The organism is Pseudooceanicola sp. (assembly GCF_029213205.1).
Classification (GTDB): Bacteria; Pseudomonadota; Alphaproteobacteria; order Rhodobacterales; family Rhodobacteraceae; genus Pseudooceanicola.
In genome coordinates, this window is sequence record NZ_JARGNH010000001.1 from 244,705 (window position 1) to 256,830 (window position 12,126).

Genomic DNA, 12,126 nt, shown 5'->3' on the forward strand with positions numbered 1-12,126 from the left:
CAGGCCCGATGACCCAGGAAATCAAACGCCGCCGGGTGTTTTACATCCCCGGCTATGACCCGATCCATCCACGCCGCTACCGCGAACTTTACCGCAAGGAGGGCGCAGAGCAGGCGGCGATTTCCGGTTACCAGATCGGGCTGAAGCCGAAACAGGGCCAGGGGCCCTATGGCTGGCATGTCAGTGCTGACATCGATGGTGCCGCGGTCGAGGCGGATGTCGAGGTGCTGGTCTGGTCCGATATCGTGCGTGACAGCATGGGTCATTCGATCCCGGCGACCTATCAGGCGCTGATCCGCACCGCCTGGGCCTATATCGCCACCGGGGTGTTGTGGCGGCTGATGCGGCTGCGCAAGGGGCCGGTGATCGCGGCGCTGTATCCCGTCGGGTTCTTGCTGCTGCAACTGGCGCTGGCGCTGGTGGCGGGCTGGGGCATCGGCGCGCTGGCCAATGCCGGGCTGGCCTGGGCGGGGGCCGGGATCGCCGCGCCCTGGGTCGGGATCGCCTTGGGGCTGGCGCTGGCCTGGGCCGTGCTGGGCTGGTTCAAGGCGCGGGACGGCAAGTTTTTCGCCTATTACCTGATGCATGATTATTCGTTCTCTGCCCGGCTGCGGGGCGCCAATCCGCCCGCGCTCGAGGCGCGGATGGCGGATTTTGGCAATGCGATTGCTGCGGCGTTGAACGAGGACTGCGACGAGGTGCTGGTGGTTGGCCATTCCTCGGGCGCGCATCTGGCGGTGTCGATCCTGGCCGACCTGATCCGCGCGGGCCGGGTGCCGACCGGTGGGGGTGCGCCGCAACTGGGGTTTCTGAGCCTCGGGCAGGTGGTGCCGATGGTGTCGTTCCTGCCGCGCGCCGAGCGGTTGCGCAGCGACCTGCGCTATCTGTCGGCGCGCGACGAGCTGGTCTGGGTCGATGTGACCGCACCCGGCGACGGCTGCGCCTTTGCGCTCTGCGATCCGGTTGCGGTCAGCGGCGTGGCCCCGCCCGACAAGCGCTGGCCGCTGGTGGTGTCGGCGGCCTTCACCCAGACGCTGAGTCCAGAGCGGTGGAAGGACCTGCGCTGGCGGTTCTTTCGGCTGCATTTCCAATATCTCTGCGCTTTCGACCGGGTCGGGGATTACGATTATTTCCGCATTACTGCCGGACCGATCAGCCTGAAGGCGCGCTATCAGGGCCGCAGCGCGTCCAAGAGCCGGATCGAGGCGGCGGTGTCGAAATACACCAGCCTGCGGTCAGAGGTGCCCGGTCGATGAGCGCCAAAATGAGCACCGCGAGGGTAGGAGCGTGACGGCATGACGGTGATCCTGCCTCCGAAGCCACCGGCGCGGCCCGAAAAGGTCAGCCTGCGCCGCTATGTCAAGCTGTTCCGCCAGGACCTTCTGTCGGCACAGCCGGCCAAGCTCTACCGCGCCTGGATGGCGGAATTCCGCACCCCGTTCTTTCGCTCCTACCTGATCAACCAGCCAGAGCTGGTGAAACGGGTGCTGAAGGACCGTCCCGACGATTTCCCCAAGAGCAATCGGATCGGCGAAGGGCTGCGCCCGCTCTTGGGCAATTCGGTGTTCCTGACCAATGGCGAGACCTGGAAGCGGCAGCGCCGGATCATTGACCCCGCATTCGAGGGCGGACGGCTGCGCGATACCTTTCCGGCGATGTGGGCGGCGGCAGAGGCCTGTGTGGCCCGGCTGGCCGCGCGCACCGGTACGCCGATCGAGATCGAGGAAGAGACCAGCCATGCGGCGGCGGATGTGATCTTTCGCACCCTGTTTTCGATCCCGATCGAGCATGAGGTCGCCGGGGCGGTGTTCCACGAATTCCGGGTCTATCAGCGTAGCCAGCCGGTGCTGAACCTGGCCGCCTTCGTGCCGCTGCCGCGCTGGATGCCGCGATTTTTCCGCCGCGAAACCCGTGCCGCGGCGAAATCGATCCGGGCGCTGATCACCCGGCTGACCGCCGAACGGGCGGCGGCGATTGCCGATGGCAGCGCGCCGGATGATCTGGCGACCAAGATCATGACCACAAGCGATCCGGTGACCGGGGCGGGCTTTGACACCGTCGAGATGGTCGATCAGGTGGCGATCTTTTTCCTGGCCGGGCATGAAACCAGCGCCTCGGCCCTGGCCTGGACGCTCTATCTGATGGCGCAGTTCCCGGAGTGGCAGGACAAGGTGGCGGCCGAGGCCACGGCGCTGGACGCGGGGGCGGAATTTTCGGTGATGTCGCGCCTGCGCACCAGCCGCGATGTGTTCCGCGAGGCGCTGCGCCTCTACCCGCCGGTGCCGATGATGGTGCGCGAGGCCAGTTGTCCGGTGACGTTCCGTGAGCGCGCGGTCAGCAAGGGCGCCCAGGTGGTGCTGAGCCCCTGGCATCTGCACCGCCATGAGCGGCTGTGGGAACGGCCCGACGAATTCGACCCCGCCCGCTTTGCCAGCGAGAATGGCAAGACCTGCCTGCGCGACGCCTATATCCCGTTTTCGGCCGGGCCACGGGTCTGCACCGGCGCCGGATTCGCCATGGTCGAGGGGCCGTTGATCCTGTCGATGATCCTGCGCGCCTATCGGATTCTGCCGGTCGAGGGCAGGGTGCCGGTGCCGGTGGCGCATCTGACGGTGCGTTCGAAAGACGGGATCTGGCTGCGGCTGGAGCCACGCGACGACGCCTAGCGCAGGCCCGAGCCCCCCGAGAATATTTTTGGCAAGATGAAGCGGCTGGCGGCAAGCAGGCGTTGACGGCGGCGCGGCGCAGGCTTAGCTGGCGCCCATGGCGCGTGCTCCCCTTTTGCAATTGACTGACGTATCGCTCACCTTCGGGGGGGATCCGGTGTTTGACGACCTGTCGCTGACGGTGCAGCCGGGCGACCGGGTGGCGCTGGTCGGGCGCAACGGATCAGGCAAATCGACCTTGATGAAGGTGATGGCCGGGCTGGTCGAGACCGATCGCGGCGCCCGGGTTCTGTCGCCCGGCACCACGGTCGGATATATGCAGCAGGAACCGGAGATGGAGGGCTTTGCCACGCTTGGCGATTTCGCCCTGTCCGAACTGGACGATTCCGAGGCCTGGCGGGTGGAGATGGCCGCCGAAGGGCTGAAGTTCGACGCCGCGCGCCCGGTGGCCACCGCCAGCGGCGGTGAGCGGCGGCGGGCGGCACTGGCAAAGCTCTGGGCCGAGGCGCCGGAGTTGATGCTGCTGGACGAGCCGACCAACCATCTGGACATCGAGGCGATCGGCTGGCTGGAGAGCCAGTTGGCCGAGACCCGCAAAGCCTTTGTGCTGATCAGCCATGACCGCGCCTTTCTGCGGGCCTTGAGCCGCGCCACCCTGTGGATCGACCGGGGCCAGGTGCGCCGGTCCGACGAGGGCTTTGAAGGGTTCGAGGCCTGGCGCGACAAGATCTGGGAGGACGAGGATCTCGCCCGTCACAAGCTGAATCGCAAGATCAAGGCCGAGGCCCGCTGGGCGGTCGAGGGCATCAGCGCCCGGCGCAAGCGCAACCAGGGCCGGGTGCGGCGGCTGGCGGACATGCGCGAAGACCGTGCGGCGCAGATCCGCCGCCAGGGCACCGCGGCGATGGCGCTGGCGGCCGGGACCAAGTCGGGGCGTAAGGTGATCGAGGCACAGGCGATTGCCAAAGCCTTTGACGGGCGCGAGATCCTGCGTGATTTCAGCCTCACCGTGATGCGCGGTGACCGGGTTGCATTTGTCGGGCCGAACGGGGTCGGCAAGACCACGCTGATCGGCATGCTGACCGGTGGCATCGCCCCGGACAGCGGCACCATCAAGCTGGGCACCAATCTGGACATTGCGATGTTCGATCAGTCGCGTGCTGCCCTGGTCCCCGATCAGACGCTCTGGGAGAACTTGGTGGGCGACCCCGAGATGCGGGTCAGCGGCCAGGCGGATCAGGTGATGGTGCGTGGTCAGCCCCGGCATGTGGTTGGCTATCTCAAGGACTTCCTGTTTGACGAGGCCCAGGCGCGGGCGCCGGTGCGCTCGCTCTCAGGCGGGGAAAAGGCACGGCTGTTGCTGGCCAAGCTGATGGCGCGGGAAAGCAATATGCTGGTGCTGGACGAGCCGACCAATGATCTGGACGTCGAGACCCTGGATCTGTTGCAGGAACTGCTCGACGATTATGACGGCACCGTGCTGCTGGTCAGCCACGACCGCGATTTCATCGACCGGGTCGCCGCCACCACGGTGGCGATGGAGGGTGACGGGCAGGCGCTGGTCTATGCCGGTGGTTGGAGCGATTACCGCGCTCAGCGTGGGCAGGCCGATGTGGCGACCACCAGCAAGGGGGGCAAACCCGCCGCCGCGCCCCAGGCGAGTCGCAAGGCAGAGAAGAAGGCTGCCGGTCTCAGCTTTACCGAATCACATCGGCTGGCGGAACTGCCCGGGGTGATCGACCGGCTGAGCGCCGAGATCGCCAAGCTTGAGACTTATCTCTCTGCCCCGGATCGATTCTCGGCCGAACCGGTAAAATTCCGCAAGGCCACCGAGGCGCTGAGCGAACGCCAGCAGGCGCTGCAAACCGCCGAGGGCGAGTGGCTGAGCCTTGCAGAAAAGGCCGAACAGGCGGATTCAGCCAGCCGGTAAATCAACTTGCCGTTCGGTCAATTGGTGTATGGAAATTCCTTTCTGCCGGGTGCATATTTCCGGCAGGGAGGATTTCTGAATATGTCCGAAACAGCCAACATGCCGTTGGACGGCATTCGGGTCATTGACCTGAGCCAAGTTTACCAAGGCCCTTATTGCACCCTGATGCTGGCCAAGGCCGGTGCCGATGTCATCAAGGTCGAACCCTTGCAGGGTGAACCGATCCGCATCCGCCAGGAGGTGTCGCGCGGATCTGCGGTGCCGTTTGCGATGCTGAACCAGCACAAGCGCGACATCACCCTCAATCTGAAAGCTGAAGAGGGCAAAGAGATCCTGCGCCGTCTGGTCGCGGATGCCGATGTGCTGGTCGAGAATTACGCCCCTGGGGTGATGGATCGGCTGGGCCTCGGCTATGAGGCGCTGCGCGAGATCAACCCCGGGCTGATCTATGCCTCTGGCACCGGCTATGGGCTGAGTGGGCCGGACCGCGACCGCCAGGCGATGGATATCACCGTGCAGGCGGCCTCGGGGATGATGAGTGTCACCGGGTTCCCGGATGGGCCGCCGGTCAAGGCGGGCCCGGCGGTGATTGATTTCATGAGCGGCACCCATCTCTATGCCGGGATTGTCACCGCGCTGTTTCACCGGGTGAAATCCGGCAAGGGCCAGCTGGTCGAGGTGGCGATGCAAGAGGTGGTCTATCCCTCGCTCGCCTCCAATCTGGGGATGATCTACGATTCCGACGCTGCCCCGCCGCGCACCGGCAACCGGCATGGCGGGCTGGCCTCATGCCCTTATAATGTCTACCCGGCCTCGGATGGCTATGTGGCGATCATCTGCACCAATGAGGGGCATTTCGCCAATCTCTGCACGGCGATGCAGATGCCGGAATGCAAAGACGATCCGCGCTTCAATGACCGTGCCGCGCGGGTGCGCAACATGGAGGAAATCGACGCGATGATCGCGGGTTGGACCGCGCAGCATTCCAAGGCTGAAATCCGTGAAATTTTTGGCCGCACCAAGGTGCCGCATGCGATAGTGCGCGATCTGATCGAGGTCACCAATGACGCGCATATGCATGAGCGCGGCGCCATCGGCTGGATCGACCACCCGGAATACGGGCGCATTGTGGTGCCAGATTCACCGTTGCGCCTGCATGGCGCGCCGCGCCGCGATCTGGTGGCGGCGCCCTGGCTGGGCGAGCATTCGCGCTCGGTTCTGGCGGATGAGCTGGGGTACAGTGACGACGACATCGACCGATTGCAGGATGCGGGCGTTATCGCCCACCCAAAACACAGTAAAGCGGAGGCCTAGGACATGGCATTGGACAGTGACGACATTCACATCGCTACAGCGGAACGGATTTTCGCCGATCACGCGGATTTGCAGGCGGTCGCGCATGATCGCGCCGGCAATTACAAGGCGGCGCTCTGGCAGGCGGTGGTCGACAACGGCCTGACCCTGGCGATGCTGCCAGAGGCGTCGGGCGGCGTCGGGCTGAGCCTGGATCAGGCGTTTGATCTGTTGCGGGCCGCGGGGCGCTGGGGCATTTCGGTGCCGCTGGCCGACACCATGCTGGCCGGCTGGGCGCTGGCCGCCGCCGGGTTGGAACCGCGCGAGGGCAAGCTGCTGCCGCTGGTGCCCGCACCGCGTGGCAAGCTGAGCATTGACGCCGCAGGCCGGGTCACCGGGCGCTGCGCCGAAGTCGCCTTCGGGCGTGAGGCCGAGGCCTTCGTGGCGCTCTGCGACGGGCCGGACGGGCCGGTGATCGCGCTGCTCGACCCCAGCATCTGCCAGATCGTTGAGGGCACGTCGCTGGCGTTCGAGCCGCTGGATGCGGTCAGCGTCGATGGCGTCGCGGTGAGCAGCGCGCCCGCCGGAGGCGCGGTGACGCTGCCGGAAATGGCCGCGACCGCGCGCGCCAATCAGATTGCCGGGGCGCTGGAAACCATGCTCGATATCTCCGTCGCTTATGCGATCGAGCGCAAGGCGTTCGAGCGGACGATTTCCAAATTCCAGGCGGTTCAGCATCTGCTGGCACTGCTGGGCGAGGAATGTGCCGCCGCGGTTGCGGCTGCGGTGTCGGCCGGGGATACGCTGGCGCGCGGCGACAGCGGCCCGGCGCTGCTGTTGGAGGTCGCCGCCGCCAAGGTGCGCTGCGGCGAGGCGGCGGAACAGGCCAGTGCCATTGCCCACCAGGTGCATGGCGCCATCGGGTTCACCGCCGAACATCCGCTGCATCGGCTGACGTTGAACACGCTGGCCTGGCGCGAAGATTATGGCACCGAAGCGCATTGGGCGCTGGCGCTGGGAAAACACGTATCAGCGGGGGGCGCGGATGCGCTCTGGTCGCTGTTGTCGGATCGTTGAGGGGGACCAGATCATGAGTATTTCATTGCGTTTCGACCCGGTGCGTTTGCCGGATTATTGTCAGGACCTGCGCCAAGAGGTGCGTGCCTTTATCGCCGAACAGGTCGCCCAGGGCGTGTTTGATCCCAATGTCGAAGAACACCCGTTCGAGGCATTGGATGGCTTTGCCAAGGCGGTTGCCGCCAAGGGCTGGATCGGCATGGCCTGGCCGCGCGAATATGGCGGTCAGGAACGGTCGTTTCTTGAGCGCTATGTGGTCAACGAGGAAATGCTGGCCGCCCGGGCGCCGACCCGGCGCTATTTCGTCGCCGACCGGCAGAGCGGCCCGACCCTGATCCGCTATGCCTCCGAGCCGATCAAGGCGCGGGTGCTGCCGCAGATCATCGCCGGCAATGCCACTTTCTGCATCGGGATGAGCGAACCGAACTCCGGCTCTGACCTGTTCGCGGCGCAAGCCAAGGCGACCAAGGTCGACGGTGGCTGGCGGTTGAACGGGGCCAAGATCTGGACCTCTGGCGCGCAATTTGCCGATTACATGATCGGGCTGTTCCGCACCTCGGCCCCGACCAAGGAGAACCGGCGCCATGGGCTGACCTCGTTCCTGGTGGATATGCGTTCCGAGGGGATCCAGGTGAATCCGATCCGCCAGATCACCGGCATGTATGAATTCAACGAGGTGCAATTCGACAATGTCTTCTTGCCGGACGACAACCTGATCGGCGAAATCGACGGGGCCTGGAAACAGGCGACCTCGGAACTGGCCTATGAACGCTCGGGGCCCGAGCGGTTCTTGGAAACCTTTGGCGCGATGCGGGCGTTTCTGGCGGCGGTGCAGGGCAGTGACGATCCGCGCATCAACGAGGGGCTGGGACGGTTGATCGCCCAGCTGCACACGATGCGGCGGATGTCGGTTTCGGTGGCAGGTATGCTCGAGGCCGGGCGCGAACCGGTGACCGAATCGGCGATCGTCAAGGATCTGGGCACGGTCTGGGACAAGGCGCTGCCGAAAGAGCTGCGCGGGTTGATCTCGCTGATGGATTACGATTCATACGATGTCGCGGCCTACCGCGAGCGGATGGATTATTTCACCCGGATGTCGACCAAGCTGACGATCCAGGGCGGGACCACCGAAATCCTGCGCGGCATTGTCGCCCGGGGTCTGGGCCTGCGCTGAGCCGCAAAAATTGAAATGCGGGGCCGGTTCAACGGCCCCGCATTCGCAGCTTAGGCCAGATCCTTGTTAGGCCGGATCCTTGCCGGTAAAGTTCGGGGCGCGGTTTTCCAGATAATGCGCCGAGCCTTCCTTGTAATCCTCGGAGAACCGGCATTCGATGATCTGATCTTCGGATTTATGCGTCGCCTCGACCAGGGTCTGATATTGCGATTCCCAGATCTGCTGCTTCATCAACCGCAGCGAGCGTGGTGAGGAATAATTCGCCAGCCCTCCGGCATAGGCCTGCACCGCTTCAAGAAAACCAGCGTCAGGCAGGCAGCGGGCATAGCCGAGCTTGTCGGCTTCGGGTCCGGCGACCCGGCGCGACGAGAACAGCAGATCAGCGGCGTTCATCGGCCCGATCAGACGCGGCAGCAGCCAGGCGGCGGCATGTTCGGCCACCAGCCCGCGTTGCGAAAACGCGGTGGAAAGCTTGGCGCTTTCGGCCATGAAGCGGATGTCGCAATAGAGCGTCAGGCAGAACCCGACCCCTGCAACACCGCCGTTGATCGCGGCGATCACCGGTTTCCCGATGCCGAAGATATAGCTGTAGCGCTGGTCGAATTCACCATTCACGCGCTCATGCGACTTTGGCAGCACATTGCCGGCCCGCTTGGACAGGTTCTGCATCGACGCCCCGGCACAAAAGGCGCGGCCCTTGCCGGTCAGCACGATTGCGCGCACCGCGTCATCGGCATCGGCGCGTTTTATCGCCGCGCGCAGGCTCTCCTCCATCTCTGGGCGCCAGGTGTTCATTTCCTCGGGCCGGTTCATCGAAATCGTCGCCACCCGATTGGCCACCTCATAGGTTACAATATCCGTGTCGCTCATCTGCATGGTCTCCTGTGATGTCGTCGCGGAGACGGTGACCCTGTGCCGGATGGCTGGCAATCGCACAGCCGGACTTGACAGAATGGCAGTCAGAGAGGAAATTCAAATGCGCGTTTGAATTCGCCCTCGGCTCGGCGTCGCCCAGTCAGAGGATTGGCAAGAAGCGGCGCAAAGCCGCAGGGGAGGAAAGATGATTGATTTGAAAACCACCGGCATGGCCGGTCTTTTTGTTCTGACCGGCGCTGCGCCACTTCTGGCCGACAGCTACAGCTGGACCGTGGTGGCCGGGCATCCGCCGATCACCCGCGGCGTTTCGGCGATCAGCGACCATTTCGTGCCCGAGGTCACCAAGCGGCTTGAGGCCCTGGGCCACACGGTGCAATGGACCGAGGCCTATGCCGGGGCGGTCGCCGATGTGAACGGGGTGCTTGAAGCGGTGGGCGACGGTATCGCCGAATTCGGCTATGTCCCGCATCTGTTCGAAGGCGACAAGCTGCCGCTGGAACAGATCAGCTATGTCACCCCCTTTGGCACCGACGATCTGGGCAAGCTGATGGGCGTCATCGACAAGCTGCATGACGAGATCCCCGAGATCGACGCGGGCTGGGCCAAGAACAACCAAAAGGTCATCGCGCCGGTTGGCATCGATACCTATCATTTCGTCACCAAATTCCCGATTGAAACCCCCGAGGACATCGCCGGGCACAAGATCGGCACCGCCGGTCTGGCGCTGAACTGGCTGAAGGGCACCGGTGCGACGCCGGTCGCGGGGGCGCTGCCGTCGTTCTACAACGCCATGTCGACCGGGCTGTATGACGGGGTTCTGACCTTTGAATCGGTGGTCGCCCCCTACAAGTTCTACGAGGTCGCGCCCTATGTGACCAAGATCAACTTTGGCGCGCAATATGCCTCGGCTTTGACGGTCAATCTGGACACCTGGGACAGCCTGCCGGCTGACGTGCAGGCGGCCATTCAGGAGGTGGCGGATGAATATCGTGATATCGCCGCCGAATCCTATCGCGACGGTGGTCAGAAATCCCTGGCCAAGGCGGTCGAGGGCGGCGCCACGATCAACGAATTGTCCGATGAGGTCCGCGCTGCCTATGCGAAGAAACTGCCCGATATCGCCGGTGAATGGGCCAAGACCCTGGACGCCCAGGGCCTGCCGGGCACCAAGACGCTTGAGACCTATATGCGTCTCTCGAAAGAGGCCGGGATCAACCACGTCCGCGCCTGGGGCAGCATGTGAGCGATCCCACCGCAACTCTGACGCCGCCGGAGATGCCCGGCGGCGCGCTGGCGCGGCTGCTGAACCGGCTGGCGCTGTGGCTGGCGATCATCGGCGGCGTCGGCACCATGGGAATCATGGCGCTGATCAATGCCGATGTGATCGGGCGCGGCGCCTTTAACGCGCCGGTCCCGGCCACCGCTGAGATTGTCAGCGCCGCCATCGTCGCGATCGTGTTCCTGCAATTGCCGCAGGCGACGGCGGCGGGGCGCAATGTGCGCTCGGACATGCTGTTGTCGCGGTTGCGGCTGCGCGCGCCGCGCAGCGCCAACTGGCTGGACGCGGCGCATCACCTGGCCGCGACGATCATGCTGGCGATTCTGATGCGCTATATCGGTCCCGAGATCCTGGAAAGCATCGAAGGCCATGAAACCGTGGGCCTTTATGGCATCTTCACGATGCCGCGCTGGCCTTTCGTCACCTGCGTCCTGATCGGCTGTGCGCTGACTCTGGCGCAGTTTGCCATGCTGACCATCGGCCTGGTGTTGAACGCAATGCGGAAAGACCCAACCCCATGAGCAATGTTGAGATCGGCATCGCCTCGATCGTCGCCATTCTGGTGTTCATCCAACTTGGCATGCATATCGCCATCGCGCTGATGTCGGTCAGCTTTTTCGGGGTGTTCCTGGTCAAGGGCAAGCTGCTGATCGCCGGCAAGCTGCTGTCGCATGCGGCGTTGGACGGGGTGGCGCGTTATTCCTTCGGGGTGATCCCGCTGTTCGTGTTGATGGGGGTTCTGGTGGGGGCCTGCGGGCTGGGCCGCGATGTGTTTGACGTCGCCGGGCAATTGTTCCGCCGGTTTCGCGGCGGCCTCGGCATAGCCACGGTGTTCGCCAATGCGGTGTTCGCGGCGGTCAATGGCACCTCGATCGCCAGCGCGTCGGTGTTCACCAAGGTCGCGGTGCCGGAACTGATCCGCCAGGGCTATACGCCCCGGTTTTCGGTTGGGGTTGTGGCCGGGTCCAGCGTGCTGGGCATGCTGATCCCGCCGTCGCTGTTGCTGATTCTGTTCGGGATCATCGCCGAGGTGTCGATCGGTGATCTGTTCACCGCCGGGATCCTGCCCGGTGTGGTGCTGGCGTCCTTCTTTATCCTGCTGATTCTCGCCCTGGCCAGGTTCGCGCCGAAATTCACCGGCCAGCCGGAGAAAAGCGACCTGCCGGAGATGAGCAAGCTCACCATGCTGTTCAAATCCGCGCCGATCATCGTGCTGATTCTGCTGGTGCTTGGCGGGATTTATGGCGGGTTCTTCACCCCGACCGAGGCCGGTGGAGTCGGCGCGCTTGGCGCCTTTGTCATTGCCATCATCAAGGGCCGCCTCGGCGGGCGCGAGATTGGCCGGATTTTGCTGGAAACCGGGCAGGTTACCGCCTCGATCACCTTTCTGATCATTGCCGCACATATGTATTCGCGACTGCTGGCGCTGACCGGATTGCCCGGGGCGATGACTGGGCTGCTGGCGTCCTGGGAGCTGGGGCTCTACGGCATTCTGGTGCTCTATCTGATGGCGATCATCCTGCTCGGCACCATCCTTGATTCCTCGTCGATCCTGCTGATCCTGCTGCCGCTGATCCTGCCGGTGATTGCGCCCTTTGGCGTCGATCTGGTCTGGTTCGGGATTGTCACCATCATTGCGGTCGAGATCGGATTGCTGACCCCGCCACTGGGGGTGGCCTGTTTTGTTATCAAGGCCAATCTGGATGACAAGCGCATCACATTGAACGATATTTTTGCCGGTGCCGCGCCGTTTGCGTTGGTCATGGTGGTCATGGTTGTGCTGGTTCTGCTGCTGCCCTGGCTGGCCACCGGCCTGCTTTAGAAAGGGCGA

At 64.3% G+C, this 12,126-nt stretch carries 10 protein-coding genes; 9 read left to right on the forward strand and 1 reads right to left on the reverse strand.

The annotated features are described in order from the left end of the window. Positions 1-8: 8 nt before the first annotated feature. The 6 genes from P1U48_RS01225 to P1U48_RS01250 all read left to right on the forward strand — a co-directional run bounded on the left by P1U48_RS01225 (position 9) and on the right by P1U48_RS01250 (position 8,140). On the forward strand, positions 9-1,256 hold the full coding sequence (locus P1U48_RS01225; protein ID WP_301066350.1) for a hypothetical protein: 1,248 nt from the start codon (positions 9-11) through the stop codon (positions 1,254-1,256). 39 nt (positions 1,257-1,295) lie between these two features. Further along, positions 1,296-2,666 (forward strand): cytochrome P450, encoded by a 1,371-nt coding sequence (locus P1U48_RS01230; RefSeq protein ID WP_301066351.1) that lies wholly within the window; start codon positions 1,296-1,298, stop codon positions 2,664-2,666. 97 nt (positions 2,667-2,763) lie between these two features. After that, positions 2,764-4,596 carry an ABC-F family ATP-binding cassette domain-containing protein gene (locus P1U48_RS01235; protein WP_301066352.1) on the forward strand — a complete coding sequence of 611 codons (1,833 nt, stop codon included), beginning with the start codon at positions 2,764-2,766 and terminating at the stop codon, positions 4,594-4,596. Between the two features lie 81 nt (positions 4,597-4,677). Then, on the forward strand, positions 4,678-5,910 hold the full coding sequence (locus tag P1U48_RS01240; RefSeq protein WP_301066353.1) for a CoA transferase: 1,233 nt from the start codon (positions 4,678-4,680) through the stop codon (positions 5,908-5,910). A gap of 3 nt (positions 5,911-5,913) precedes the next feature. Beyond that, a complete protein-coding gene (locus P1U48_RS01245; protein ID WP_301066354.1) occupies positions 5,914-6,966 on the forward strand; it encodes an acyl-CoA dehydrogenase in 1,053 nt (350 codons plus the stop codon). 13 nt (positions 6,967-6,979) lie between these two features. Next, on the forward strand, positions 6,980-8,140 hold the full coding sequence (locus tag P1U48_RS01250) for an acyl-CoA dehydrogenase family protein (RefSeq protein WP_301066355.1): 1,161 nt from the start codon (positions 6,980-6,982) through the stop codon (positions 8,138-8,140). A gap of 66 nt (positions 8,141-8,206) precedes the next feature. Here the strand turns inward: P1U48_RS01250 and P1U48_RS01255 are convergent, their stop codons facing one another. Further along, a complete protein-coding gene (locus P1U48_RS01255) occupies positions 8,207-9,010 on the reverse strand; it encodes an enoyl-CoA hydratase-related protein (RefSeq protein WP_301066356.1) in 804 nt (267 codons plus the stop codon). 190 nt (positions 9,011-9,200) lie between these two features. On the opposite strand from P1U48_RS01255, the gene P1U48_RS01260 reads away from it, so the two are divergent. Genes P1U48_RS01260 through P1U48_RS01270 form a run of 3 tightly spaced genes read left to right on the forward strand, consistent with a single transcriptional unit; the run spans position 9,201 to position 12,117 of the window. Next, positions 9,201-10,259, forward strand: a complete 1,059-nt coding sequence (locus P1U48_RS01260; RefSeq protein WP_301066357.1) for a C4-dicarboxylate TRAP transporter substrate-binding protein — start codon at positions 9,201-9,203, stop codon at positions 10,257-10,259. Then, positions 10,256-10,816 (forward strand): TRAP transporter small permease, encoded by a 561-nt coding sequence (locus tag P1U48_RS01265; RefSeq protein ID WP_301066358.1) that lies wholly within the window; start codon positions 10,256-10,258, stop codon positions 10,814-10,816. The genes P1U48_RS01260 and P1U48_RS01265 overlap by 4 nt, the downstream gene beginning before the upstream one ends. Then, positions 10,813-12,117: a TRAP transporter large permease subunit gene (locus tag P1U48_RS01270; RefSeq protein WP_301066359.1), complete on the forward strand. Its 1,305-nt coding sequence runs from the start codon at positions 10,813-10,815 to the stop codon at positions 12,115-12,117. The genes P1U48_RS01265 and P1U48_RS01270 overlap by 4 nt, the downstream gene beginning before the upstream one ends. Positions 12,118-12,126: the final 9 nt, after the last annotated feature.

Excerpts from the sequence above, each read along its gene's own strand:
- P1U48_RS01235 (WP_301066352.1), top strand. The coding sequence starts at position 2,764 with ATGGCGCGTGCTCCCCTTTTGCAATTGACTGACGTATCGCTCACCTTC.
- P1U48_RS01260 (WP_301066357.1), top strand. The coding sequence starts at position 9,201 with ATGATTGATTTGAAAACCACCGGCATGGCCGGTCTTTTTGTTCTGACC.
- P1U48_RS01250 (WP_301066355.1), top strand. The coding sequence starts at position 6,980 with ATGAGTATTTCATTGCGTTTCGACCCGGTGCGTTTGCCGGATTATTGT.
- P1U48_RS01225 (WP_301066350.1), top strand. The coding sequence starts at position 9 with ATGACCCAGGAAATCAAACGCCGCCGGGTGTTTTACATCCCCGGCTAT.
- P1U48_RS01255 (WP_301066356.1), bottom strand. The coding sequence starts at position 9,010 with ATGAGCGACACGGATATTGTAACCTATGAGGTGGCCAATCGGGTGGCG.
- P1U48_RS01230 (WP_301066351.1), top strand. The coding sequence starts at position 1,296 with ATGACGGTGATCCTGCCTCCGAAGCCACCGGCGCGGCCCGAAAAGGTC.
- P1U48_RS01245 (WP_301066354.1), top strand. The coding sequence starts at position 5,914 with ATGGCATTGGACAGTGACGACATTCACATCGCTACAGCGGAACGGATT.
- P1U48_RS01270 (WP_301066359.1), top strand. The coding sequence starts at position 10,813 with ATGAGCAATGTTGAGATCGGCATCGCCTCGATCGTCGCCATTCTGGTG.
- P1U48_RS01240 (WP_301066353.1), top strand. The coding sequence starts at position 4,678 with ATGTCCGAAACAGCCAACATGCCGTTGGACGGCATTCGGGTCATTGAC.